Source organism: Halorubrum salsamenti (genome assembly GCF_007671685.1).
Taxonomy (GTDB): Archaea; Halobacteriota; Halobacteria; order Halobacteriales; family Haloferacaceae; genus Halorubrum; species Halorubrum salsamenti.
On sequence record NZ_VCNL01000001.1, the window covers coordinates 673,328 to 698,663 of the forward strand.

The 25,336-nt window shown below is 67.7% G+C and carries 24 protein-coding genes, 2 tRNA genes and 1 pseudogene; 18 read left to right on the forward strand and 9 right to left on the reverse strand.

All coding sequences use genetic code 11. From position 1 onward, the window contains the following. Positions 1 to 2 precede the first annotated feature (2 nt). Genes cobJ through FGL94_RS03330 form a run of 5 tightly spaced genes read left to right on the forward strand, consistent with a single transcriptional unit; the run spans position 3 to position 3,676 of the window. Positions 3 to 1,079: a precorrin-3B C(17)-methyltransferase gene (gene cobJ, locus FGL94_RS03310; protein ID WP_186313324.1), complete on the forward strand. Its 1,077-nt coding sequence runs from the start codon at positions 3 to 5 to the stop codon at positions 1,077 to 1,079. Continuing rightward, positions 1,069 to 1,350 (forward strand): ferredoxin, encoded by a 282-nt coding sequence (locus tag FGL94_RS03315; protein WP_144920906.1) that lies wholly within the window; start codon positions 1,069 to 1,071, stop codon positions 1,348 to 1,350. Before cobJ ends, FGL94_RS03315 begins: the two co-directional genes overlap by 11 nt. Further along, positions 1,347 to 2,060: a cobalamin biosynthesis protein gene (locus tag FGL94_RS03320; protein ID WP_144920908.1), complete on the forward strand. Its 714-nt coding sequence runs from the start codon at positions 1,347 to 1,349 to the stop codon at positions 2,058 to 2,060. Before FGL94_RS03315 ends, FGL94_RS03320 begins: the two co-directional genes overlap by 4 nt. After that, entirely contained in the window at positions 2,057 to 3,274 is a 1,218-nt protein-coding gene (locus FGL94_RS03325; protein WP_144920910.1) for a CbiX/SirB N-terminal domain-containing protein, read from the forward strand. The genes FGL94_RS03320 and FGL94_RS03325 overlap by 4 nt, the downstream gene beginning before the upstream one ends. Positions 3,275 to 3,298: 24 nt before the next feature. Further along, positions 3,299 to 3,676: a DUF3209 family protein gene (locus tag FGL94_RS03330; RefSeq protein WP_144920912.1), complete on the forward strand. Its 378-nt coding sequence runs from the start codon at positions 3,299 to 3,301 to the stop codon at positions 3,674 to 3,676. Between the two features lie 17 nt (positions 3,677 to 3,693). On the opposite strand, the gene FGL94_RS03335 is transcribed toward FGL94_RS03330, so the two are convergent. The 3 genes from FGL94_RS03335 to FGL94_RS03345 all read right to left on the reverse strand — a co-directional run bounded on the left by FGL94_RS03335 (position 3,694) and on the right by FGL94_RS03345 (position 5,521). Next, positions 3,694 to 4,926, reverse strand: coding sequence for an RNA-guided endonuclease InsQ/TnpB family protein (locus FGL94_RS03335; protein ID WP_144920914.1), 1,233 nt, complete (start codon positions 4,924 to 4,926; stop codon positions 3,694 to 3,696). A gap of 3 nt (positions 4,927 to 4,929) precedes the next feature. Next, entirely contained in the window at positions 4,930 to 5,076 is a 147-nt protein-coding gene (locus tag FGL94_RS03340) for a DUF2080 family transposase-associated protein (RefSeq protein ID WP_139246813.1), read from the reverse strand. A gap of 370 nt (positions 5,077 to 5,446) precedes the next feature. Beyond that, positions 5,447 to 5,521: transfer RNA gene (locus tag FGL94_RS03345), tRNA-Arg, on the reverse strand. Between the two features lie 204 nt (positions 5,522 to 5,725). On the opposite strand from FGL94_RS03345, the gene FGL94_RS03350 reads away from it, so the two are divergent. Together FGL94_RS03350 and FGL94_RS03355 are read left to right on the forward strand one after the other, a co-directional pair. Further along, positions 5,726 to 6,328: an RAD55 family ATPase gene (locus tag FGL94_RS03350; protein ID WP_144920917.1), complete on the forward strand. Its 603-nt coding sequence runs from the start codon at positions 5,726 to 5,728 to the stop codon at positions 6,326 to 6,328. 57 nt (positions 6,329 to 6,385) lie between these two features. Further along, positions 6,386 to 6,808, forward strand: a complete 423-nt coding sequence (locus FGL94_RS03355; RefSeq protein WP_144920919.1) for a CoA-binding protein — start codon at positions 6,386 to 6,388, stop codon at positions 6,806 to 6,808. Positions 6,809 to 6,836: 28 nt separating this feature from the next. Here the strand turns inward: FGL94_RS03355 and FGL94_RS03360 are convergent, their stop codons facing one another. Beyond that, complete coding sequence (locus FGL94_RS03360; protein WP_144920921.1) at positions 6,837 to 7,817, reverse strand: PLP-dependent cysteine synthase family protein; 981 nt, start codon at positions 7,815 to 7,817, stop codon at positions 6,837 to 6,839. Between the two features lie 162 nt (positions 7,818 to 7,979). On the opposite strand from FGL94_RS03360, the gene thrS reads away from it, so the two are divergent. The 4 genes from thrS (at position 7,980) to FGL94_RS03380 (ending at position 13,234) form a co-directional block, all read left to right on the forward strand. Next, entirely contained in the window at positions 7,980 to 9,956 is a 1,977-nt protein-coding gene (gene thrS / locus FGL94_RS03365; RefSeq protein ID WP_186313325.1) for a threonine--tRNA ligase, read from the forward strand. Positions 9,957 to 10,041: 85 nt separating this feature from the next. Further along, positions 10,042 to 11,208: a pyridoxal-phosphate-dependent aminotransferase family protein gene (locus FGL94_RS03370; RefSeq protein ID WP_144920925.1), complete on the forward strand. Its 1,167-nt coding sequence runs from the start codon at positions 10,042 to 10,044 to the stop codon at positions 11,206 to 11,208. Positions 11,209 to 11,296: 88 nt separating this feature from the next. Further along, entirely contained in the window at positions 11,297 to 12,406 is a 1,110-nt protein-coding gene (locus FGL94_RS03375; RefSeq protein ID WP_144920927.1) for a guanosine monophosphate reductase, read from the forward strand. Positions 12,407 to 12,514: 108 nt separating this feature from the next. Next, entirely contained in the window at positions 12,515 to 13,234 is a 720-nt protein-coding gene (locus FGL94_RS03380) for a methyltransferase domain-containing protein (protein ID WP_144920929.1), read from the forward strand. 33 nt (positions 13,235 to 13,267) lie between these two features. On the opposite strand, the gene FGL94_RS03385 is transcribed toward FGL94_RS03380, so the two are convergent. Next, complete coding sequence (locus FGL94_RS03385; protein WP_144920931.1) at positions 13,268 to 14,566, reverse strand: MFS transporter; 1,299 nt, start codon at positions 14,564 to 14,566, stop codon at positions 13,268 to 13,270. Between the two features lie 521 nt (positions 14,567 to 15,087). On the opposite strand from FGL94_RS03385, the gene FGL94_RS03390 reads away from it, so the two are divergent. After that, on the forward strand, positions 15,088 to 16,563 hold the full coding sequence (locus FGL94_RS03390; RefSeq protein WP_144920933.1) for a DUF7282 domain-containing protein: 1,476 nt from the start codon (positions 15,088 to 15,090) through the stop codon (positions 16,561 to 16,563). Between the two features lie 284 nt (positions 16,564 to 16,847). Here the strand turns inward: FGL94_RS03390 and FGL94_RS03395 are convergent. Next, positions 16,848 to 16,921 (reverse strand) — tRNA-Lys (locus FGL94_RS03395). Between the two features lie 288 nt (positions 16,922 to 17,209). Here FGL94_RS03395 and FGL94_RS03400 point away from each other — a divergent pair. Continuing rightward, a complete protein-coding gene (locus FGL94_RS03400; RefSeq protein WP_144920935.1) occupies positions 17,210 to 18,673 on the forward strand; it encodes a DHH family phosphoesterase in 1,464 nt (487 codons plus the stop codon). A gap of 82 nt (positions 18,674 to 18,755) precedes the next feature. Continuing rightward, positions 18,756 to 18,974: a hypothetical protein gene (locus FGL94_RS03405; RefSeq protein ID WP_144920937.1), complete on the forward strand. Its 219-nt coding sequence runs from the start codon at positions 18,756 to 18,758 to the stop codon at positions 18,972 to 18,974. Positions 18,975 to 19,022: 48 nt separating this feature from the next. Here the strand turns inward: FGL94_RS03405 and FGL94_RS03410 are convergent, their stop codons facing one another. Together FGL94_RS03410 and FGL94_RS03415 are read right to left on the reverse strand one after the other, a co-directional pair. Beyond that, a complete protein-coding gene (locus FGL94_RS03410) occupies positions 19,023 to 19,997 on the reverse strand; it encodes a sugar phosphate nucleotidyltransferase (RefSeq protein ID WP_144920939.1) in 975 nt (324 codons plus the stop codon). Between the two features lie 126 nt (positions 19,998 to 20,123). Beyond that, positions 20,124 to 20,417: pseudogene (locus tag FGL94_RS03415) on the reverse strand (DUF5779 family protein); the annotation flags it as partial. A gap of 131 nt (positions 20,418 to 20,548) precedes the next feature. Here FGL94_RS03415 and FGL94_RS03420 point away from each other — a divergent pair. From FGL94_RS03420 to FGL94_RS03435, 4 genes are all read left to right on the forward strand, one after another. Next, positions 20,549 to 21,268: a DsbA family protein gene (locus FGL94_RS03420; RefSeq protein ID WP_144920943.1), complete on the forward strand. Its 720-nt coding sequence runs from the start codon at positions 20,549 to 20,551 to the stop codon at positions 21,266 to 21,268. 76 nt (positions 21,269 to 21,344) lie between these two features. Further along, positions 21,345 to 22,604 (forward strand): MFS transporter, encoded by a 1,260-nt coding sequence (locus FGL94_RS03425; RefSeq protein WP_144920945.1) that lies wholly within the window; start codon positions 21,345 to 21,347, stop codon positions 22,602 to 22,604. Positions 22,605 to 22,704: 100 nt separating this feature from the next. Continuing rightward, a complete protein-coding gene (locus FGL94_RS03430; RefSeq protein ID WP_144920947.1) occupies positions 22,705 to 23,478 on the forward strand; it encodes an NAD(P)-binding domain-containing protein in 774 nt (257 codons plus the stop codon). Positions 23,479 to 23,503: 25 nt separating this feature from the next. Beyond that, on the forward strand, positions 23,504 to 24,964 hold the full coding sequence (locus FGL94_RS03435) for a small ribosomal subunit Rsm22 family protein (RefSeq protein ID WP_144920949.1): 1,461 nt from the start codon (positions 23,504 to 23,506) through the stop codon (positions 24,962 to 24,964). Between the two features lie 34 nt (positions 24,965 to 24,998). Here FGL94_RS03435 and FGL94_RS03440 read toward each other — a convergent pair whose 3' ends face one another. Further along, the gene (locus tag FGL94_RS03440) at positions 24,999 to 25,310 is read right to left on the reverse strand and encodes a hypothetical protein (protein WP_144920951.1); all 312 of its coding nucleotides are present in this window, start codon (positions 25,308 to 25,310) and stop codon (positions 24,999 to 25,001) included. Between the last annotated feature and the right edge of the window lie 26 nt (positions 25,311 to 25,336).

Here is a 25,336-nt window from a genome sequence, read left to right on the forward strand (position 1 = left end):
CAATGAGTGACACCACCTGCGGATCGACGGACGAATCGAGCTCGAACTGCGGCGACAGCGATCCCGAGACGGTGATCGACGGGGACGCGGCGAGCGACGGTGGCCGCGCAGCGAACGACGCGGCGAGCGACGGTGGCCGCGCAGCGAACGACGCGGTGAGCGACGGCGGAGCGGCGACGGAGAACACGAGCGCGTCGTCGCCGTCGTGCGGCGCGAGCGACTCCAGCGGCTCCTCCTCGTGCGGTGCCTCGAAATCCGCGGCGACGGACGAGAAGGTCGGAGCGACTGCCGACGACTTCGACGCCGACCCGGGGCGGCTGTTCGCCGTCGGACTCGGTCCCGGGCAGCCGGAGGGGATGACCCAGCGCGCCCGGGCGACGCTGCTGGAGGCGGACCACATCGTCGGGTACACGACGTACATAGACCTGATTCCGGACGACGTCACCGAGGCCGCCGACGAGCTGTACGACACGCCGATGTGCGGCGAGGTCTCTCGGACCGAAGAGGCGGTCGACCGAGCGCTCGCGGGCAACGACGTCGCCATCGTCGGCTCCGGCGATCCGAACGTGTACGCGCTCGGCGGGCTCGCGCTCGAGATCATCGAGTCGAAGGGCGCGACGGCGTCGGCGCTCGACTTCGAGGTCGTCCCCGGCGTCCCGGCCGCGCAGTCGTGTGCCGCCCGCGCCGGCGCGCCGCTCGTCAACGACTCGGTGTCGATCTCGCTGTCGGACCACCTCACGCCGATGGCGGACATCGAGTCGCGACTCCACGCGGTCGCGGCCGAGGGGTTCACGATCGCGATATACAACCCGTGGAGCCGGAAGCGACGCGAGAACTTCGAGACGGCCTGCGAGATCCTCTTGGAACACCGACCGGCCGACACGCCGGTGGGCGTCGTCCACGGCGCCGGGCGCGACGACGAGGCCGTCGAAATCGTCGAACTCGGCGGGCTGAAGTCGCTCGGCGAGACCGACCTCGTCGACATGACGACCACGCTGCTCGTCGGCAACGAGGAGACGTACGTCTGGGACGGCCGGATGATCACCCCGCGCGGCTACGAGAGCAAGTATGACTACTGAGCGCCTCGACACCGGGACGACGTACCGCGTCTCCGTCGATCTGAACGCCTGCGACGGCGTCTTCGCCTGCCTCGTCCGCGACGACCGGTTCGTCGAGGCCGACGGGGGGCTCGTCGGCTTCGACCTCACAGACGCCGTGGACCCGGTCGAGCGCACCGCCGACGAGGTCGCCGCGACGTTCCGTGACGGGCGCATCGACGAGGCGCAGGCGGCCGCGGCGGCCTGTCCGCTGGACGCGATCACCGTCGAGGAACGCGAGGGGGAGGCATGAGCGCCGTCGAGACGACGCCGGACGACATGCTCGCCCGACACCCGGAGACGGCCTATTTCTGGGGCCACGTCGCCGGCGGCGGCCAAGTGACCGATCGAGGGATCGAGATCGAAGTCGTCGATGAGGACGCGGCGCGTCGTCTGTCCGCGATCGCTGGCGGCGGAACCGTCGATCACCGGATCGCCGAACGCGACTTCGCTCACGACACGGCAGTCACCCGGCAGGCCGACGAGTACACGGTGCAGATCATCGATCCGACGCTGGCCGCGAACGCCGCCGCGGCGCTCGGACTGCCGGTGGGATCGGACTCCGGCGGATATCGGTTCGACGCCCTCCGCGACCACCGTCGAGAGCTGCTTCGCGGGCTGTTGGAGGCGTGCGGCGTCGTCTGCTTCCGCGAGTCGAGCGCCGCGGTCGGCATCTCGTTCGTCCACGACGACTCCCGGCTGTTGAAGCGGATCCGGACGACGCTCGACGCGGCGGGGTTCGACTCCGAGGAACCGCAACCGTCCTCGTCGGGCGGCCACTGGTTCGGAGTCGCAGACGGCGACACGACCGCGTTCGCCGAGTGGGTCTACGAGGGGGCCGGCGATAGCGGGCTGTTCGCGACGAACCGTCGCCGAAAGACGCTCCGAAGCGTCGAGCGGGCCGCGGGTCTCGATGTCGGGAGCCTCATCGAAGCGACCGACACGGACGGAGGAGGCTCATGAGCCGGGCGGCAGACGCCGTCGGAATCGGCGACGAGGAGACCGCGCTGCTCGTCGGCCACGGCTCTCGTCGGGACAAGTCGAACGAGGCGGTGCGCGAACTCGCGGCCGGTCTCGAGGACCGTCTCGGCGTCTCGACCGACGCCGCGTTCCTCGAACTCGCGGAACCGTCGATCCCCGACGCCATCGGCACACTCGCGCACAGTTCGTCGCGGATAACGATGGTGCCGCTGTCGCTTTTCGCGGCCAGTCACGTCAAAAACGACCTCCCGCTCGCCGTGAAGCGAGCGCGGAGCGAACACCCGGGCGTCACCTTCCACGCGGGCGCGCACCTCGGTATCCATCCGGCGATACTCGACCTCCTCGACGACCGGGCGCGGGACGTGGAGGCGGAGTTGGGGGTCGACCGCGACGACGACGACGTCGCCGTCGTGGTCTGTGCCCGCGGCTCCTCGGACCCGGACTCGAACGCGGACGTGCACAAACTCGCCAGACTCCTGTACGAGGGTCGCTCGTTCGACCGGGTCGAAGCCGGGTTCATCGGTGTCACCGAACCGCTCCTCGGCGAGGTGCTCCACGACGTCGCGAAGACGCGACCGGACGCGATCGTCGTGCTGCCGTACATGCTCGGCGACGGCGTCTTGACCGGGCGGATCCGCGACGGAGCCGCGGAGTTCGACGCGGAGTACCCGTACGTCGACGCCGCTGCCGGCGACCCGCTCGGAACGGACACCCGGCTGCTGGACGTTCTTTCAGACCGGTGGCAGGCGGCGCGGACCGACTCGGTCGACATGTCGTGTGACACGTGCAAGTACAAAGTCGAACTCGACGGGTACGAGGAAGACGAGGGTGGGGCACGCGCGATGCTCCGCGCACTGACCCACCAGCAGGCACACGAAGACCGTGACGACGTCGCCGACGAACCGCACACCCACGACGCTCCCGAGACACACCTCGCCGTCTGTACGAACCAGACGTGCGCGGCGGACGGTTCACCAGCCGTTCTGGAAAACCTCCGTCAGGCCGCCCGAGACGCCGACTCAGACGTTCACGTCACGCGATCGTCGTGTTTCGATCAGTGCGGCGACGGCCCGATCGTCGCGCAGTATCCCGATGGGGTGTGGTACGGCACCGGCGACGACGAAGACGCCGACCGAATCGTCTCCGCCGTCGAGCGGGACCGAATCGTTAGCGACCTCGTTCACCAAACGCTATGACCTACGATCAGACTTCGACCCACGATGAGCTGTGACGAAATCGAAGCCCTGCGGCTCGGGCTTATGAACACTCTCGGAACCTCGGACGACGCCGTTCGACGCCACGCAGAACAGGAACTCGGTGACAAACTCGACGAAGACACGCCGATCGCCGCCCTCGCGGCAGCCGAGTCCGTAGCGGAACTCCAACGACATCTCGACGCCGCACTCGTCGACTTAGAGGAGACAGTCGCAGCCCTCGACACGGACGACCCGGAATATGCATACACTCGAGGGCGCCTCGTGGCCGTTCGGGACGCAGAGCGATCGCTAGCTCGACTCGCCGACTCGGGCGAGTCGTTCCTCGCCGATCTCGGGGACTCCCATCACACGCTTCACGAGGTGTTCCCTACCGAGGAGTGAACGTGAACTACCCCACCCTACTCGCTCACCGCTGACGCGGTTCGCTCCTTGAGGGTGGGGCTTCCTGTTTCCACGACGCGCTTTGCAGACACCGAATTGGTGTCCGTAGGGAGCGCAGTCTCCACAGGCGTTGATTCGGAGTATCCCACTCCTATGTCTTCGAGACCGCGAGAAAGGATGTTCCACGCCGCATTCGCGTCCCTGTCCGCCTCGAACCCACACGACGGACACGAGTGTTCGCGCACCCACAGCGGCTTCTCCGTCTTGACACCGCAGGACGCGCACTCTTTCGTCGTATCTTTCGGGTCAACTGCGACAAAGTGCGTCCCCTTGCGCTCGCACTTGTATTCGAGCATCCGGAGAAACGTCCCCCACGCCGCTCCTGCCCGGTTGCGTGAGTTGCCCGGCAGTTCGATCAAGCCCTTCGCGTCCAAGTCCTCAACCGCCACGAGGTCGTACTCGCAGGCGTAGTAGTTCGACAACTTGTGAAGGAAGTCCCGACGCTTCCGCTTGAGGTCGGCGTGGCATTCGGCCACGATCTGCCGTTGTTTCTCCCAATTTGCAGAGCCGTGTTCCTTCCGCGTGAGGTCGCGTTGTGCGCGTTCGAGTCGCTCACGTTCCTCGCTGAAATTGGGACTCTCGATGGCGTACCCGTCGGTGTCGTGTGCGTACTTGAGGATTCCCACGTCGATGCCGACGACCCGCTCGGGATTCTGCGGCTTCTCTGGTGTATCCTCGTCCACGTCGATGCCGAACGTGGCATACCACTCGCCCGTGGGTTCGCGTTTGACCGCGACCTGTTTGATGATCGCGTTCTCGGGGATGTCTCGGTGGAGACGAATCGGAATCTCGCCGATCTTGCTCAACCACGGCGTGGGCCGACCACTCGTATTCTTGAGTTCGAAGCCGGACTGGTTGTAGGTGAGCGACCGATACTCCCGAGGTGGTTTCCACTTGAGCATTCCCACGGTGCGTCCATTCTCCTTCTGTGCTTTGAGCGTAGAGAGGTTGTCGTAGACGCGCTTGACAACCATCTGGAGAACTTTCGAGTGGACATCTCCGAGGTCGTTCCACCACGATTTGAGGTCGGGGAGTCGCCCCTGAACCTCGTAGCGGGCGGGAATGTTGTCTGCCTCGTTGAGCAGGTGGAGGACGTGGTTGTAGAGTTGTCTACAAGTATCGACGTGGTACAGAAGCTCCTCTTCGAGGGCTTCTGGCGGGGTGAGTCGATACTTGTAGTTGTAGTGCATGGACTATTCGTCTGGGTCGGGATCGGAGACGCGGACGACTTTCACGTCGGCCCCGCGCCAGCGTTTGGGGACGATGACGTGGGCACTGTTCCCCGAAGGTTTTGCGGTTCCGTCGAGGACTTCTTCTCCTTCGATTTCAAACCTATCCATCATCGACGTATAGACTTTGGATAGACATAAAGGTGGGTGGCCTGTGGGCCGAGCGGTGAACGTGTTTGAGAATCGTGAGGCGTTGACGAGACGCGCAGCGTCTCGTTCGCACACCAGAAATCAAAGATTTCTGAGGACGCTGTATCCCCTCCCTACTGCGCTACTCGGTCGCTTCGCTCCCTGCGTTGCTCCTTGAGGAAGGGGACTTAGCGCCTAATTCCAGTTAAAGAGTCATTTGCGGCGATGGTGGCCGTGAGACGACGTCTCTCGTTCCATCCGCACTGCCGACAGTACCGTCTCATAGTGAAACTCTCCGTCATCCAAATCAGCAAAGGTAGCCGTGTGGAATCCTAATCATCATGAAAACGAATGGGCGCTGCAGGATTTGAACCCGCGACAGCTTGGTCCGAAGCCAAGCACTCTATCCAGACTGAGCTAAGCGCCCGTACGCTTCGCTACTTCGGTGAGGATGTTAAGTCCCGCGATTCGAAATCGCTTCGGGTCGGCGCCGATGGCCACGGTGCCACGGGCGATCAAAAAGAATATTATCGGGACCGGGCATGGTTTCCGTAGTAGATGTGTTCTGGTCGTACGGCGTCACCGCCGAACGAGTGGCCCGAGTCGGTTCTGTCGTCGCCGAGGTACGCCTATGTATGACCTGAGGCCACACTTCGACGAGGAGGTCGATCCCGGGACGAACCTCCTTCTCACCGGGCCGCCGCTCACCGGAAAGCGATCGCTGATGATGGACCTGTTGGCGACCGGGACCGATCGCGGCGACGGCGCGATCGTCGTCACCACCAAGGACGGCGCCGACCGCGTCCTGAAAGACTACGAAAAGCGGACGCCCTACGAGGGGAAGCCCGTCGCGGTCGTCGACTGCGTCACCCGCCAGCAGGGGGTCAACGACGCTCGCGAGTCCGACCGGATCAAGTACGCCTCTTCGCCCGTGGATATGACGGGCATCGGGATCAAGCTCTCGGAGTTCCTGCAGGCCTTCGGGGACCGCGGGATCGAAGAGAACCGCGTGATGGTACACTCGCTGTCGACGTTGCTGATGTACTCTGACCTCCAGACGGTGTTCCGATTCCTCCACGTGTTCACCGGGCGGATCCAGAGCGTGAGCGGGCTCGGACTGTTCAGTATCGACTCGACCTCCCACGACGAGCAGGCGATGAACACCCTCAAACAGCTCTTCGACGGCATCATCACCGTTCCCGAGGACGGCGAACCGGAGATCCGGCTGGCCTGACTGCCGGGCACTTTAGCTGGCGGGGAGTTTAATCGTCGCGACCGCGTATCCGCGACTATGTCCATCACCGAAGACGAGAGGCTCGATCGACTGCTCGACGCCGACACGATCGCCGTAATCGGCTGCTCGACGACGCCCGGGAAGGCCGCCCACGACGTGCCGGCGTACCTCCAGCAGCACGGGTACCACGTGATCCCGGTGAACCCCTTCGCCGACGAGGTGCTCGGCGAGACGGCGTACGACGAACTGGCCGAGGTGGAGGCCGACGTGGACCTCGTGAACGTGTTCCGCCCGAGCGGGGAGGTGCCGGAGGTCCTCGGCGCCGTGCGCGAGCGACACGCGGAGCGCGGCGACGCGGGCGCGGCGTGGCTCCAGTTGGGGATCAGCCACGACGAGGCGGCCGCGGAGGCGGAGGCCGACGGGATCGAAGTCGTTCAGGACCGGTGTATGAAAGTCGAACACGGGCGGCTTCGCGGGTAGCGAAGCGAATCAGACGACGCCTCGATCCCTATCCTTCCCACTCCTCGAAGGAGCGGTACACGCCCTTCGAGAGGTATCGCTCTGAGGAGTCGGCGAACACGGTGGCGACCGTCTCGTAGGGGGCGTCGATCTCGCCGTCGCGGATCCCGCGAGCGACCCGCTTGGCCGCGATCGCGTTCGCGGCCGCGGAGGAGGCGACGAGCTGTCCCTCCTCGGCCGCGAGCCGACCCATCTCCCCGTGGACCTCACGGTCGGGGATAGCCCGAATGTCGTCGACGAGCTCCGGGTCGAACAGCTCGTTCCGCTCGATGTCGTGGGTGCCGATCCCCTCGGTCTTGTACTCCTCGTGGTCGACCTCCTCGCCGAGGAACTCGCGGTACGCGGAACCGGCGGGCTCGACGGCGACGACGTGGGTGTCGGGATGCCGCTCGCGGAAGTAGCGGGCCATCCCCATCAGCGTCCCGGCGGTGCCGCAGCCGGCGACGACGGCACCGACCCTGTCGTCGAGCGCGTCGCCGATCTCGGGGGCGGTGGTCGCGTAGTGCGCCTCGGCGTTGAGCGGGTTCGAGAACTGCTGAGGAACGACCGCGTCGTCGAGCTCCTCGGCGATCTCGTGGGCGCGATCGATGGCGAACCCCATCCCGTCCTCGCTCGGGGTGTTGACCACCTCGGCGCCGAGCGCACGCATGAGCTGCTGTTTCTCCACGGAGAACCGCTCGGGGACGACGAACACCGCGTTCAGCCCCAGCTGCCTGGCCGCGACCGCGATCCCGATCCCGGTGTTACCCGCGGTCGGCTCGACGACGGTGCCGCCCTCCCCAACGTCGCCGCGTTCGAGCATGCGTTCGAGCATGTACTTCCCGATGCGGTCCTTGACGCTCGCACCGGGGTTGAACGACTCCAGCTTCGCGTACACCGGCACCTCGTCCGGGGAGTCGTGTACCCGGACGAGCGGCGTCTCCCCGACCGTCTCCAACACCGACGACAGGGGCTCCCGATGGGTCGTCATATCCGCGCAATCGTTGCCGGCCCTTTTGCGTGTTTCCATGGCTGTGTCGGCCGCCTCTTGTCACCGGCGGCGGCGGGCGTTGCCGGGACTCGGGAGAGTAACGATCCGGGGGGAACCGACCGGATCGCGGACGTGACGGCGTGCCGTGGATCGAACAAACTTATGCCCCTCGTCCGGTTCCGAAGAGGTATGAGCGAGACCGATGCGCAGGCCGACGTGACGGTCGTCCTTCCGGACGGATCAGAGCTGGACGTTCCGGCGGGGGCGACAGTCGAAGATGTCGCCTTCGAGATCGGCCCCGGGCTCGGTCGCGACACGGTCGCGGGGAAGATCGACGGCGAACTCGTCGAAAAGCACGCGGAGGTCCACGACGGCGCGCGGATCGAGATCGTCACGGACCAGTCCGACGAGTACCTCACGGTGCTGCGCCACTCCGCTGCCCACGTGTTCGCGCAGGCCCTCCAGCGGCTCCACCCCGAGGCGACGCTCACCATCGGCCCCCCGACCGACGACGGGTTCTACTACGACGTGGCGGACGTCGACCTCGACGAGGACGACCTCGACGCCATCGAAGACGAGATGGACGACATCATCGCGGCCGACTACGACATCGAGCGCGAGGTCCGATCCCGCGAGGAGGCCACGGAGATCTACGCCGACAACGAGTACAAACTGCAGATCTTAGCGGAGGAGGCCGACGACGAGGAGGTCACCTTCTACGTGCAGGACGGCTGGCGGGACCTCTGTCAGGGCCCCCACGTCGAGTCGACGGGCGAGATTGGCGCGGCGACCCTGTTGGAGGTCTCCGCCGCCTACTGGCGCGGCGACGAGGACAACGACACGCTCACCCGCGTGTACGGGACGGCGTTCGCCTCCGAGTCCGACCTCGAAGAGCACCTCGAACTGCGCGAGGAGGCGTTAGAGCGCGACCACCGGAAGATCGGACAGGAGATGAACCTCTTCTCGATCCCGACGGTGACCGGCCCCGGCCTCCCGCTGTACCACCCGCCGGGCAAGACCGTGCTCCGCGAGCTGTCGGACTTCGCGAACGAGCTCAACCGCGAGCACGGCTACGAGGAGGTCGAGACGCCCCACGTGTTCCGAACGGAGCTGTGGAAGAAATCCGGCCACTACGAGAACTACAAAGAGGACATGTTCCTCCTCGACGTGAACGACGAGGAGTACGGCCTCAAGCCGATGAACTGCCCGGGTCACGCGACGATATTCGACCAGCAGTCGTGGTCGTACCGCGACCTCCCGCAGCGCTACTTCGAGAACGGGAAGGTGTATCGGAAAGAGCAGCGCGGCGAGCTCTCGGGGCTCTCGCGCGTCTGGTCGTTCACCATCGACGACGGGCACCTGTTCGTCCGGCCGGACCAGATACGTCAGGAGATCGAGTCGGTGATCGAGATGATCTTCGAGGTCGTCGAGACGCTCGATCTGGACGTCGAGGTCGCATTAGCGACCCGCCCCGACAAGTCCGTCGGCGGCGACGAGATCTGGGAGTCCGCCGAGGAGCAGCTCCGCGACGTGCTCGAATCGGGCGGCTACGACTACGACGTCGAGCCCGGCGACGGCGCCTTCTACGGCCCGAAGATCGACTTCGGCTTCGAGGACGCCCTCGGACGCGTCTGGGACGGTCCGACGGTCCAGCTCGACTTCAACATGCCCGACCGGTTCGATCTCACCTACACGGGCGAGGACAACGAGGACCACCAGCCGGTGATGATCCACCGCGCGCTGTACGGGAGCTACGAGCGCTTCTTCATGGTGCTCATCGAGCACTTCGACGGCGACTTCCCGCTGTGGCTCGCGCCCGAGCAGGTCCGCATCCTCCCCGTCTCCGACGAGACGCTCGGCTACGCGCACCGCGTGAAAAACGAGCTGGAGGACGCCGGCTTCCGCGTCGAGGTCGAGGACCGCGACTGGACGGTCGGCCGCAAGATCCGCGCCGGCCACGACGACCGGCTCCCGTACATGGTCATCGTGGGCGAGGACGAGCAGGAGGCGGGCACCGTCTCGGTCCGCGACCGCTTCGAGAATCAGCGCGGCGACGTCGATATCGACGCGTTCGTCGACCACCTCGTCGCCGAACGCGACGAGAAGCGGACGGAGCCGGACTTCGTCGACGACGAGTGACCGGCGAGACCCGGAGGGCCGTCGGTCTCCGGCCTGGCTCTCGGGTTCCGTCGTGTTTTTCATGCTGCTCCGGGTAGCTCACTCCATGGGTGACTCATCCGCGCTGACCGAGTCGAAACACGACGCACCGGACGTAGGAGAGCTGACACCGCCGGATCGGACGCTAATGGGACCGGGACCGAGCGACGTCCACCCGCGCGTGCTCAAGGCGATGAGCACGCCGCTCGTCGGCCACCTCGACCCCTCGTTCGTCGAGATCATGGACGAGGTCCAAGAGCTGTTGCGCTACACGTTCCGAACCGATAACCGGTGGACTATCCCGGTGTCGGGGACCGGGTCGGCGTCGATGGAAGCGGCCATCGGCAACCTCGTCGAGCCGGGCGACACAATGTTAGTCCCGACGAACGGCTACTTCGGCGGGCGGATGAAGTCGATGGCCGAGCGCGCGGGCGGCGATGTCGTCGAGGTCGACGCGCCGTGGGGCGAGCCCCTCGACCCGGTCGACGTGGAGCGCGCGTTCGACGAGCACCAGCCGGACGTGTTCGGGTTCGTCCACGCGGAGACCTCGACCGGGGTCCTCCAGCCGAACGTCCCCGAGCTGACCGACATCGCGCACGACCACGACGCGTTCGTGATCGCCGACACCGTCACGTCGCTTGGCGGCGTCGAGCTGCGCGTCGACGAGTGGGGGATCGACGCCGCCTACTCCGGCCCGCAGAAGTGCCTCTCGTGTCCGCCCGGCGCGAGCCCGCTCACGCTCAGCGACCGCGCGATGGACAAGGTGCTCGACCGCGACGAACAGCCTCGGTCGTGGTACCTCGACCTCTCCCTGCTCGAGGGATACTGGGGCGACGACCGCTCGTACCACCACACCGCGCCGATCACGAACGTGTACGCGATCCGCGAGGCGCTCCGGCTCGTCGCCGAGGAGGGGATCGAACAGCGGTGGGCGCGCCACCGAGAGGTCGCGGGCGACCTGAAGGCGGGGCTCCAAGAGATGGGCCTCGAGATGAACGCTCCCGACGAGTACTGGCTCCCGAGCCTGAACGCGGTGCGGGTTCCGGACGGGATCGACGACGGCGCCGTTATCGACTACCTCCTCGAGGAGTACGACCTGGAGATCGCGTCCGGGCTCGGCGACCTCGAAGGCGACATCTGGCGGATCGGCTGTATGGGCTACTCGGCCCGCCCGAAGAACGTCGAGTACGTCCTCGCGGCGCTGGAGGACGCGCTGTCCGAGCAAGGGTTCTAACCGCCGGGAAAGCGGCGGACCGTCCCGATCGATCGTCGATCGACCGCCGAGAGATTTATCAGTGAGTATCTCTCCCCTCGGTAGGGGTATGAACGATCTACGAACCGGGCTGAGCTACGGGGACGTGCTGCTCGTCCCGCAGCGGTCGTCAGTCGACAGCCGGAGCGACGTGGACCTCTCGACGCGACTCACGCCGGGCGTCGAACTGGAGACTCCACTCGTCTCGGCCGCGATGGACACCGTCACGGAGGCGGAGCTAGCGATCGAGCTCTCCCGCGCCGGCGGGATCGGCGTCCTCCACCGCTTTCTCACCGTCGACGAGCAGGCGACGCAGGTCGAGGAAGCGGCCGCGGCCGGCGAGCGGGTCGCCGCCGCGGTGGGCGTCAACGAGGACTACGTTGCCCGGAGCGCCGCCCTCGTCGCGGCCGACGTGGACGCCCTCGTCGTCGACGTCGCGCACGGGCACCTCGAACGAACGATCACGGCTGTCGAGGAGATCTCCGACGAGTTCCCGGAGACGGATCTGGTCGCCGGTAACGTCGCCACGCCCGCGGGCGTCGAGGACCTCGCGGCCGCCGGCGCCGACTGCGTGAAGGTCGGTATCGGACCGGGATCGCACTGTACCACGCGGAAAGTCGCCGGGGCCGGCGTGCCGCAGCTGACCGCGGTCGACGACTGCGCGACCGCGGCCGAGGACCTCGACGCGACGATCTGCGCCGACGGCGGGATCCGCACCTCCGGCGACGCGGTGAAGGCGCTGATGGCGGGCGCCGACACCGTGATGCTCGGCAGCCTCTTCGCCGGCACGGAGGAGGCGCCGGGCGCGGTCGTCGAGGTCGACGGGACGCGCTACAAGCGGTCGCGCGGGATGGCGACGACCGCCGCCGCCGAGGACCGCGACGACAAGGGATCGGACGTGGGAGCCGACGAGGGCGTCGAGGCGCTGACGCCGTACAAGGGGCCGGTCGCGACGGTCGCCGAGGAGTTCTGTCAGGGGATCCGCTCGGGACTTTCGTACTGCGGCGGACACACGCTCGAGCGCGCCCGCGACCGGGCCGAGTTCATCCGCGTCGCGCCCGGCGCGAAGGAACGCGAGGGGTTCCACACCGACGACGACTGGGAGGGGATCAGCGTGGACAGCGAGACGAAGCGGGTCGTCGAGTCGGCCGGCGGGTCGTCGATCGAAGGCGGCGACTGAGCGGCGGCCGACGACCGGCCAACCAGCCGACGAGCGCACGACTGCGGCCGTGCGACTGCGAGGCGATCCCACGAACCGTTTTTCAGGCCGGGCCGACAGGCTCGGCTCATGATCGACGCCTTCGGACGCGCGATCCGCGATCACCACCGCGGCGATCGGACCGAACCCCTCCGACAGGGCGACGGGGAAGCGACGCGCGAACACCCGATCGAGGCGTTCTACTTCGACGCGTTCGACCCGGGGAGCGATGCGGGATCGTGGCTGGCGTCGCGGCTGGCGGGGTCGCTCGTCGACCTCGGCGCCGGCGCTGGGCGCCACGCCCTGTGGTTTCAAGACCGGTTCGAGACTGTCGCGGTCGAGACCAGTCCGGCGCTCGTCGAGACGATGCGCGATCGCGGCGTCGCGGACGCTCGCGAGGGCGACATGTTCGCTCTCCGCGACGCGTTCGAGCGGGACCGGTTCGCATCGGCGCTCGCGATCGGCACGCAGATCGGACTGGCGGGTTCGATGCGCGGGCTCTCGTCGTTCCTCGGCGATCTGGCGTTCGTGACGACCTCCGATGCGACCGCCGTGATCGACTGTTACGACCCGGACCACTCCGGGGCCGCGGACCTCCTCGGGTACCGCGAGGACCCGACGCCGGGGCTCGCGCACCGCGTCATGTGGTTTGCGTACGACGGGGAGACGGATCCGACCCTCCACTTCAGGCTGTTCTCACCGGATCGGCTCCGCGAGGCGGCCCTCGGGACGGGATGGGAGGTCGCGGCGATCGATCGCGAGGGAACCGGGGACGGCCCACACTACCGGGCCGCACTCAGGAAGCGGTAGGCCTCGCGTCTCCCGGTTCCGAGAGCCGTGTTCCTACCACGCCGTCAGCGCCGCTCGGCCGTGGTCGTGCGCGAGCACCGCGAGGAATGCGAGGACTCCGGTGATCGCGAACGCGCCGCCGACGTAGAAGACGGACGCCATGCTCACCTCGACCATCAGCCAGCCTGCGATCAGCGGTCCCGCCACCGAGCCCGGCCGCCAGACCAGTTCGCGGATGCCGAAGCTGGACGCGACGCCGCCGTCGTCGGTGCCCTCGTCCGCGAACAGCGCCATGCTCGCCGGCTCGCGGAAGGAGTCGGCGACGCCGAGAAGTCCCGAGAAGGCGACGAGCGGCAGGTACGCGGGCGGCAACTCCCCGAGAACCGGGACCGTCACGTCGGTGCCGAGGAGCGCGCCGGCGGCCGGCGCGAAGGGGATCAGGACCGCGATCACCCCGTAGGCCCCTCCGCCGGCGAAGACGAACAACGAGCGACCGTATCCGTCCGAGAGGCGGCCGGTGAACAGCTGCCCGACCATGTTGGTCGCCTTCTCGGCGGTGACCGTCACCGCGACCGCGGTCGCGCCGACCGCGAGTCCGCCCGCAGCCAGTTCCGTGCCCGCGTAGATCGGGATCCACGTCCGCACCGTCGTCACCGCGAAGGCGTACTGCGCGCGGAACGTCGAGATCGTGAGGATCTTCCGGTTGACCGCGAGGTCGGTGAACGGGAACCCCTCGACACGGGTCGGATCCGGATCGAGGACGCCCCACGTGATCAGCCACGCGACCACCATCAGCGCCGTGATGATGGCGAACACCGGCCCGAATCCGACCGCATCGTACACCGCGCCCGCGCCGAGCGACCCGACGATGGAGGCGGCGAAGGCGGCGGCGTTCGCTTTTCCGATCCTGTCCGCACGCGTGCCCACGTCGGCGATCTGCCCGACCAGCGAGAGCGTCATCAGCCCTGCGCCGGTGACGACGAACCCCTGTAGCGCCCTGACGAGGATAAACGAGCCCGAGGAGTCGACCAGCGGGAACAGGGTGTACACGCCCGCACCGGTCCCGAGGACGGCGAGGAGTACGAGCCGCTTGTCGAGTCGATCGCCGGCCCACGCCAGGGGGATCACGGCGACGGTCTGCGCGAGGGTGAACCCCGTGGTGTACATCCCGATGATGAATCCGGCCGAGATGGTGACGCCGAGCACGGTCGCCGACTGGGGGTCCAACGTGTTGATATACGTCGGTAGCAGGGTCAGCAGGGTGATGAACCCGAACCCCTCGGCGAACCGAGTGAGATAGAGCGCCCAGAACTGCGATCGCTTCGGCCCGTTGCTCGCGCCCGCGTTGCTCACACCGGAACGGCGCGTACCCGTTCAAAAGCGGTTTCGGTTCGAAGCGCTTTCTGAGGCGAGTGGTGTGGGACGGAGGCCGCCGTCGGACTTATGAGGCATCCGTGCGGACACGCGGGCATGGGCGATCCCGCCTGCGATCGACGGTTCTGTCCGGAGTGCGACCTCGCCGTCTCGTGTGCCGACGAGGTCTGTCCGGAGTGCGGTGCGCGGATCGAAGGCGTCGAGGGGTGAGGTCTCGGACAGTCGCCGCCCTCCTCTCTTCCCCGCCAACTCTCGTCGATTTCAGTCTCTCCGGTCCCGTCCGCTCCTCTCCGATAGCCCCTGACTCTCACGGACCCGTCTCGGACAGCGTGTCGTGGAACATGCAGAATCATCATCAAATAATATCTAAATCACATGGGATCCGTACAGTCTCCGATAAATGAAAGTTGGCAAACACTTTTTGATAGTGGGACAGTGTTATGATACGCATGGAAGTTTCAACAAGAAAACTTATCGCAGTCGTACTAGCTGCGGTGATGATGAGCTCCGTCGTGGGGATGGTCGGAGCCCAAGAGCTGCGGCCACAGGTCGAGTCATCGACGAACACCAGCGCCACAGTAGCGTTTTCCGATCAGATGACCGACGGTACGTCGGTAACCGTCGACTCGGTGAACACGTCCGACGGCGGATTCGTGGTGATCCACAACGACAGTCTGCTCGACGGGGACGCCACGGGGAGCGTGATCGGCGTCTCGGAATACCTCGAACCGGGAGAAAACGAGAACGTAACGGTCACGCTGTTCGACGGCGTTCCGGGAGCGACGTTCGATCGAACGGAGCTGACCGAAGACGAGACGCTGATCGCGATGCCGCATCGCGACACGAACGCGACCGAGAGCTACGACTTCGTCGCGAGCAACGGGTCGGCGGACGGGCCGTACGTCGACAACGGCACGGCGATCACTGACTCGGCGAACGTCACCCTCGAAACCGCCGAGACCACCGGCGAATCGTTCGACGTGTCTGGCCTGAGTGCCTCCGAAGTCACCGAACGGGGCGACACGCTGAACGTCGGCGCGACGATCGAGAACCCCAACGACGTGGCGGACACACAGACCGTGGAGTACCGGTTCGACGGTAACGTGACGGCCCGCGAGGAGGTCAGCCTCGACGCCGGCGAGTCGACGAACTTCACGACGTCGGTCAACACGTCGGAGGTCGCTTCCGACGCGTACATCCACGGCGTGTACACGCGCGAAGAAGGGGAACCGGCCCAGATCCGGATCGTCGACGAGATCGCCTCGTTCAGGGTCACGGGGCTCACCGCACCCGAATCCGTGAACGTGGAAGACACCGTCGCGGTGAACGCAACGGTCTCGAACCCCAACGACTTCGCCATCGAACAGCCGGTCGAGTTCCGGTTTGACGGCGATCTCGTCGAGACCCGGACCGTCGACCTCGACGGCGAGAGCTCGACGGACGTTCAGTTCGAAGTCCGGGCCGCGGGTCCGCCGGGCGCGTATATCCACAGCATCTTCACGAACGATTTCGGACAGGACGCGATCATCGTCGTCGAAACGCCGAGCGAAGGGCCCCCGGCTGACGGCGACGACGGCGACGAGGGTATGGACGGTGACGACGGCGACGAGGGTATGGACGGTGACGATGGCGCCGACGATACGGACGGTGACGATGGCGAAGACGGAACAGACGGCGAAGACGGAACAGATGGTGACGATGGCGAAGACGGCACGGACGGCGAAGACGGTACGGACGGTGACGATGGCGCCGACGATACGGACGGAGAGGATAGTGAAGACGGTACGGACGGTGACGATGGCGAAGACGGTGAAGACGGAGAGGACGGCGAAGACGGTACGGACGGTGACGATGGCGAAGACGGTGAAGACGGAGAGGACAGCGAAGACGGTACCGACGATGAAGACGGCGAAGACGAGAACTCCAGCGGCGAGGACAGCGACGAAGAACAGGCGGACACCCCAGAGGACGCCTGAGTAACTCGCTTTTCTCGAGTTCCATATTTCGGCCTGCCGTCGCAGACATGGGGCATTCCGGTCGTCGGTAGCAACGACGACCTGTCGTGATCGGACTGAGCTGTGTCACGATCGGCGGCACCCATCACTGATGCTGTAGTGGGCGTCAACTATGACTTAGATGCCAGACGGCTTCGGGGCACGTTCAGTTACCGAACGAACTCGCTCGGAGATTCGAGCCGATTTAGAGGCGGTAGACTCGCCATCATGCGATCTACGCGACTCGGAATCGTTCGGTGAAAAAGCGGGCCGGGCGCGATTTGAACACGCGACCGACGGATTAAGAGTCCGTCGCTCTCCCTAACTGAGCTACCGGCCCTCACTGACTCGTACCCGTGTCGACGTAAAAGACCTTTTCATTCGACGGCGAGCGGAGTGTGTCGATCGGCAGAAAGTAGACGGATGGAAACGGCATTCACGACGCTCTCGACGGTCGCGACGACGCCAAGTCGTTCGACGGGCGGACTGACCCGGGCGCCGCGCTACTCGTGATCGACCTCGTCCGCAACCGCCGGCGGGCGGGAGGGCTCCCCGACGACGGCCACGCAGGGGCCTCGTCACGCCGAGAGCGCACTCGTTAAGTGTCGTCCCGCGGAAATCACAGGCAATGAGTAGTGCGGCATCCGGATCGGCGCGAACGCGATACGCGATCCTCGGCTGTGGGAGCGTCGGGCACGCCGTCGCGGAGGACCTGACTAGCCGCGGCAAGGACGTGCTCATCCTCGACCGCGACGAGAGCCGGGTCGAGGCGCTCCGCGACCAGGACCTCAACGCTCGCGTGCAGGACATCGCCGACTCGGACGTGGTCGAGGCGCTCGACGACCGGGACATCGTGCTGATTCTCGCGAGCGACGTCGAGGCCAACAAGGCGGCCGTCTCGGCGGTGCGCGACACCGGCGGCGACCACTACGTCGTCGTCCGCGCCTCGGATCCCGTCAGCGAGGACGAACTGCGCGAGCGCGGCGCCGACGTGGTGATCAACCCCTCGACGGTGATCGCCGACAGCGCGCTCCAGTCGCTCGAGACCGGCGAGCTGGAGTACATGGCGCGTCAGCTCGCGGAGATCATCGAAGAGGGGGACGGCCGGATGGCGATCCTGACCCACGACAACCCGGAGCCGGACTCCATCGCGTCGGCGACCGCGCTACAGGCCATCGCGGACGCGTTCGGCGTCGACGCGGACATCCTCTACACCGGCGACGTGGGCCACCAGGAGAACCGGGCGTTCGTCAACCTCCTCGGGATCGATCTGCTGGCGCGCTCCGAGGCCCCCGACCTCTCGGAGTACGGAACGGTCGCCGCGGTCGACCTCGCGAAGTCGGCCGAGGACGGCTTCGACTTCGACGTGGACATCGACATCTACCTCGACCACCTCGAGGCCGAGGTCCCCTTCGACGCCCGGTTCATCGACGTGCGGACCAACGTCTCCTCGACGTCGACGATCCTCACGAAGTACCTCCAGGAGTTCGACCAGTCGCCGACCGAGGCGGTCGCGACCGCCCTCCTCTACGGGATCCGCGCCGAGACGCTCGACTTCAAGCGGGACACGACGCCCGCGGACCTGACGGCGGCCGCCTACCTGCACCCGTTCGCGAACCACGACACGCTCGAACAGGTGGAGTCGCCGTCGATGAGTCCCGAGACGCTGGACGTGCTCGCGGAGGCGATCCAGAACCGCGAGGTGCAGGGGAGCCACCTCTTCTCGACGGCCGGGTTCATCCGCGACCGCGAGGCGCTCGCGCAGGCGGCCCAACACCTCCTCAATCTGGAGGGGATCACGACGACCGCCGTGCTGGGGATCGCCGACGACACCATCTACCTCGCGGCGCGCTCGAAGGACATCCGGCTGAACATCGGCAACGTCCTCGACGAGGCGTTCTCCGAGATGGGCGACGCCGCCGGCCACTCGACGCAGGGGTCGCTCGAAATCCCGCTCGGCATCTTCACCGGGATCGAGTCGAGCGGCGACAACCGGGACACCCTGCTTCACCTCACCGAGGAGGCCGTCCGCCGGAAGCTGTTCGACGCGCTCGGCGTCGAGGGCGGCGGCGACGGCGGGAACGGGTCGTGAGACCGGCGGAACCGTTTCCGTGAGACCGGCGGAGCGATTTTCTTTCCCCGGGTCGTAACGGGAGCCAACCGGGACTCCAACCATGTACGTCCCCGAGGACCCGCCGGAGACCTGCCCCGCCTGCGGCGACCCGTACGCGTCGGTGTCGCGCCACGACGACGGGTTCGTCGTCAACCTGCTCGACAACGAGCGGTACCGGCGCGTGTGTTTCCAGCCGGTCGATCCGGACGCCGACCCGGACGCCGCGTTCGACTGCTTCCACCACACGCACCGACAGGCCGGAAGCTCTGCGGGGAAGTGACGGGCGGAAAAATCGGAAGCCGGACGCCCGGCGATCGACGACCGCGCGCTAGAACTCGTCGCCCTCGGTGATCGAGGTGTACGAGCCGATCAGCGCGCCGGTGAGGTCCACGTTCTCCAGCGTGACTCCTTCGTCGAGCACGGAGTTTCGGATCTTCGAGTCCGCGATCGTCGCGTCCGGGAAGACGACCGAACGTTCGATCGTCGAGTCGGTGACGGTCGCGCCCGACATGACGTGGACCACGTCGCCGAGGTCGGAGTTCTCGACGGTCGCGTCGGCGGCGACGAGCGTCCCGCCGTCGAGCGCGTACTCGACCGCGTCGAGGTAGCTGTCGGCGGTGCCGATGTCGAACCACGCGCCGTCGAAGGTGTACGCGTGCACCGCGCCGCGCCCCTGAAGCCACTGGAGGAACCAGCCCGGCTCGTCGGGGTTGTTGCCGTCCGAGAGGTACGTTTCGAGGTCGGGGAGCGTCTCGGCCGGGAACGCGTAACAGGCGATGGAGACGAGCGTCGATTTGGGGTCGTCGGGCTTCTCCTGGAAGTTCACGACCTCGTCGCCGTCGAGTTCGACGAGCCCGTACGACTTGGCGCGCTCGCGGTCGCCAACGTCGTAGGCCGCCAGCGTCGGCGACCCCTTGCTCTCGAAGAAGTCGGCGAAGTCGGCCAGATCGAAGCTGATCATGTTGTCGCCGGCGACGACGATGAGGTCGTCGTCGACGCCCTCGCGCTCGACAAGCTGCGCGAGCGCCCCGACGACGCCGAACTTCTCGTCCTCTTCGACGGTCTCCTCGACCGAGAGGGTCGGCTTCTCGAACGGGCTGTCGGCGAGGTAGTCGGCGAACGCGTCGGCGAAGCGCTCGTTCGTCGAGACGAACACCTCGTCGACGCGGTCGTCCGCCTCCAAGTCCTCGAAGATCTCGTCGATGACGGTGTTCTCGCCGACCGGCAGGAACATCTTCGGTCGGGTCTCGGTGATCGGCCAGAGCCTCGTCGCGTAACCTCCGGCAAGTACGACTGCTTTCATACGGTTCTCGTCTCACCCCGGCGGCATACCTCTTTTGCTCGTGTCAACGGCGAGAAACGGATCGGAGGTGTCTCTGCGGGGTGAACTCCGATCGCGGCCCCGCCGCGGCGCCCTCGACGCCCGCTACTCGCTCAGTCGATCGGTGTCGATGTTCACGCCGGGCGGCGCGACGACGAGGAACCCGCGGAAGTGCATCAGCTCGCCGCCCATGTCCTTGACCTCGCGAGCGAACCCCGCGGCGAGCTCGTTGAGGTCGCCGTCGACGGACAACACGAGGGTGTTCCCGTAGTCGACGCTGCGGACCCACTCGTCGGGGTCGGTGGTCCCGTCGAGGACGCCGAGGACGACGTCGCCGGCGGCCGCGAACGCCTCGTCCATCTGCTCTTCGGCGTCGCGCAGGTCGAGGTCCCAGTCGCTCATACCTCAGGGTCGCGAGGCGGCGGCAAAAACGTTCGGACGCGTCCCCGGTGGCCAGCCGCGGACGCGTCCCGTCGCGGCCCGCCGATTACCCCTCTCGGTGCGGTTAAGTGCGCTGCGTCCGGATCGGCGGTATGGAACACACGCGGCGGTCCCTTCTCGCGGGCGCGGCCTCGGTCGGTGTCATCGGCGCGGCCGGCTGTCTCGGCGGCGGAAGCGGCGGAGGCGGGGCCGACGGAGACGGAAGCGGTGGCGGCGGAAACGACGGCCTCGACATCAGCGGCGTCGACCTCGATCCCGGCCAGTACGACTGCGATCTGACCGAACCGGAGGACCCGGACCTCGGCTACCGACCGACCCTCGGTAACCCGGACGCCGACGTGGTCGTGCAGGCGTTCGAGGACTTCACGTGTCCGCACTGCGCGACGTACAAGCTGGAGGAGTTCCCGACGATCCGCGAGGAGTTCGTCGAGCCCGGCGACGTCCGGTACGAGCAGTGGGACTTCCCGATCCCCGTCAACGAGACGTGGGCGGTCCCCGTCGCCAGCGCGGCCCGCGGGGTCGGCGAGCGGCAGGGGAACGAGGCGTACTTCGCGTTCTCGTCGGCCGCCTACGAGTCGCAGGGGAACTACAGCGGGGAGGCGATCGGCGCCGCCGCGGAGACCGCCGGCGCGGACCCCTGCGCGGCCATCGCCGACGCGCGGTTCGCGGCGTACGGCGAGGCGTCCGCGAGCGACCGGAGCGAGGGCCTGTCGATGGGGCTCGAGGGGACGCCGACGATCTTCGTGAACGGCGAGGCGGTCGACGGGTACGACGCGGACTCCATCGCGACGGCGATCGACTCGGCGCTGTAGGTGGGGACACACGCGGCGTCAGTCACGGTTCCCCCGAGCGTCGGCCTTTTGACCGTTCGGCACGTTTTATAAGTAGATGACGGAGGACGACCGCGGCGAGCGGCGGCGGCTGGGCGCCGTCGTGCTCGCCGTGTTGATCTCGCAGGTGCTCTTGTACCCCGGAGTGCCGGACCTAGTGGTCGCGCTCGGCGCGCCCGCCGGGATCGACGCCGGGATGTGGTTCCTCGTCGCGGAGTTCGGCGCGTTCGTGACCTTCGCGGTCGTCTGGGGCGCCGCGAGCGACGCGCTCGGGCGGCGGGCACCCCTGATCGTCGCCGGCGCGCTCGGGGGCGCGGCCTCGTACGTCGCGCTCGCCGCGGTCCCCGAGTTCGGGTTCGGCTTCCGGGCGGCGCTCGCGGTCCGGGTCGTGGGCGGCGCGCTCACCATCGGCGCCTTCTCGCTGGCGATCACCTCGCTGATGGACCTCCGGGGCGGCAACGGGCGAAACATGGGGGCCGCCGGGGTCGCGATCGGGCTCGGCGCAGCGGTCGGCTCGGTCGTGGGCGGCGCGCTCGCCGACCTGAACGCCTTTTACCCCGTGTACGCCGGCGCCGCGGTGCTCGCCGGGTCGGGACTGCTCGCGGCCACCGTCGACGACCGGGTCGTCACCGACCGATCGAGGACTCCGAGCGGAGGCGATTCGGACGGCGACGTGGGCTTCCGCGACGTGCTCGCCCGGGCGCGGACGACCCGCGGCCTCTTGGTCCCGCTCGCGTTCGGCTTCGTCGACCGACTCACGGCCGGCTTCTTCGCGCTCGTCGGCGTCTACTACTTTCAGGACCCCGCGACGTTCGGCCTCTCGGCGGGGGCCGCGGGGGCGACGCTCGCGCTCTTCTTCGTCCCCTTCGCGGTGCTACAGGCCCCGTTCGGCTCGCTGTCGGACCGGGTCGGCCGCTTCCTTCCCGTCGTGATCGGGTCGATCGCGTACGGGATCGTCACGATCGGCGTCGGCGTGGCGCCGGTGTATCACCTCGCGGCCGCGCTCATGGTGCTCGTCGGCGTCTGCGGCGCGCTGATGGCGCCGGCGACGATGGCGCTCGTCACGGACCTCGTCGAGCCCGAGGCCCGCGGCGCGGCGATGGGGCTGTTCAATGTGTTCGGCTCGCTCGGCTTCCTCGCGGGCTTCCTCATCGGCGGGAGCGCGACCGAGACGTTCGGCTACACGCCCGCGTTCCTCGCGGTCGGCGGGCTCGAACTCGCCATCGCGCTAACGCTGTTCCCGGCCGTGAAAGCGATCGCGCCGGGCGACGGGTTCCTCGGGCTCGGCGGCGGGACCGGGCGGTCGCCGTCGGAGTGACTCCCGCCCGCGACGCGAGCCCGACGCGGCCCGAGACGGGCGGTTCGGCCGTCCGAGTCGAGCCCTTTTAACGCGCCCGTCCCTTCAGTACGGACGACAGATGGACATCCTCGTGGTGGGCGCCGGCGAGATCGGCCGCTGGATCGCCGACACCGTGTCGGCCGACGAGTCGCCGGTCGACGCGACCGTGGCGTTCGCGGACCGCGACCCCGACGTCGCCGCTGACGCGGCCGCCGCGCGCGACGCGGAGGCGGTTCCGACCGACGGCGACACCGTCCACGACGCGGTGTGTCTCGCGGTGCCGATGTCGGCGGTCCCCGCCGCCGTCGAGGCGTACGCGCCCCGCGCGGAGCGGGCGATCCTCGACGTCTCCGGGGAGATGACCGACGCGGTCGCAGCGATGCGCGAGCACGCCCCGGACCGCGAGCGCGCGAGCTACCACCCGCTGTTCGCGCCGCCGCGCGTCCCCGGCAACGTCGCCGCGGTCGTCGACGAGGCCGGACCGGTCGTCGAGGGGATCACCGCCGCGATCGAGGCCGGCGGCAACGAGGTGTTCGAGACGACGCCCGCGGAACACGACGAGGCGATGGAGACGGTGCAGGCCGGCGCGCACGCGGCCGTGCTCGCGTGGCGGCTCGCGGGCGGCGACGTGCGCGAGGAGTTCCACACTCCTGTCTCGGCCGCGCTCGACGAGGTCGCGGACACCGTCACCGAGGGGGCGCCCGAGGTGTACGCCGAGATCCAGCGCGCCTTCGACGGCGCCGACGACGTGGCCGCGGCGGCCCGCGAGATCGCCGACGCCGACCCGGAGGCGTTCGCAGCCCTGTACGAGCGCGCCCGCGGCGACCGCGAGGAGCGGGAGCGACACGAGTGACGCGACAGCCGACGCCAGTGATTTCATGATAGACAGAGAGGCCGTCCGGAACAACGCCAACTACCTGCGCAACGTCAGACCGATCGACCCCGAGGAGATCGCGGAGTACATCGAGGGGAGCGCCCACCCCGCCGTCGTCCGCGAGACGCTCCGCGAGGAGGCGTTCGACCTCCGGCTCCGCGAGCGCGACGACGGCGCCTTCGAGCCCGTCCCCGAGGAGCCCGTCCCCGATCCCGGCTGGGCGCCGACGGCGTTCCCCGAGGAGTACTCGTTCGCCCTCGAAGACCTGCTCGTCCGGGAGTTCGGCGCGAACTGGCACCGCGGGGAGTCCGGCGACGAGCTCCGCGAGGCGGTGCGCCGGCTGAAGGACGACTACCTCTACGGGAACGACGTGGCGTACGACCGGGTCGCGGCGCTCGGCTACGCGGTCTACCACCTGCCGGCTTACTACGCGACGATCGGCTACGTCCTCGACGACCTCGTGGAGAACGGGCTGCTCGACCGGACCCTCCGCGTCCTCGACGTGGGCGCGGGCGTCGGCGGCCCCGCCCTCGGCCTACACGATTACCTCCCTGACGACGCCGTCGTCGACTACCACGCCGTCGAGCCGAGCGCGGCCGCCGACGTGCTCGACCACGTGCTCGACGAGACGGGGCGGAACTTCCGGTCGACGATCCACGAGGAGACGGCGGAGTCGTTCCTCGGACTCGACGGCGGGACGGCGGGGGGCGGCACCGCCGAGGGCGACGACGCCGCCGACGAGTTCGATCTGGTCGTGTTCGGGAACGTCCTCTCGGAACTCGACGACCCGATCGCGGTCGCCGATGCCGCGCTCGGCGGACTCGCCGACGACGGGAGCGTCGTCGCGTTCGCGCCCGCCGACCGCAACACCGCCATGGGGCTCCGCGAGGTGGAGCGCGCGGTCGCGACGCCCGAGAGCGGCGTCGAGACGTACTCGCCCACCCTCCGGCTCTGGCCGAACGCGACCCCCTCGGACGGCGGGTGGTCCTTCGACGTGGCCGACGACCTCGATGTCCCGCCGTTCCAGCGACGGCTCGACGAGGCCGCCGAGCGGGGCTCCGCGGACGAGCCGGGCGAGTTCGTCAACGTCGACGTCCAGTTCGCGTACGCGATCCTCCGTCCGGACGGAAAACGACGGGTCGACGTGCGGGCCAGCGGCGGTCGCTGCGCGCGCATGGCCGACTCCGAAGACCACGTCACCGACCGCGTGAACCACCTCGCCGTGAAGCTGAGCCACGACCTCAGCGACGGCGACAACGCCCTCTACCGCGTCGGCGACGGCTCGCAGACGGTGGACCACTACCTCGTCTGTACGCGCGAGACCGTGCTCAACGACGACCTCCGAACGGCCGACTACGGATCGGTGGTCTTCGTCGAGAACGGGCTCGTGCTCTGGAACGACGACGAGGGGGCGTACAACGTGGTCGTCGACGACGAGACGGTCGTCGATCTGGTGGCGCGCTGAGAGCGGTCGCGGTACCCGGCCCGACCGCAGGGCGTCACCGGACCGGAGTCACGGACGGCGGCTCACGGTCAGCCCGTTCCCGCCGACCTCGTCGCGGACGGCGGCTCACGGTCAGCCCGTTCCCGCCGACCTCGTCGCGGACGGCGAAGTAAAGCGTCCAGACCACGACGCCGCCGAGAAGCGCGGCGACCGTCCACGCGAGCGCGTGGCCGCTGTTCCGGTCCACCGCGTCCAGGTAGATGAACAGGGACGCGAACACCACCGGGACGGCAACCACCGTGGCGAGGAGGAGGACGACGAACAGTTCCGGACCGCCGGGAAGGCCGACTTGGAGGGCAGAGAGCATCTACTCCTCGTTCAGTTAACAGGAAT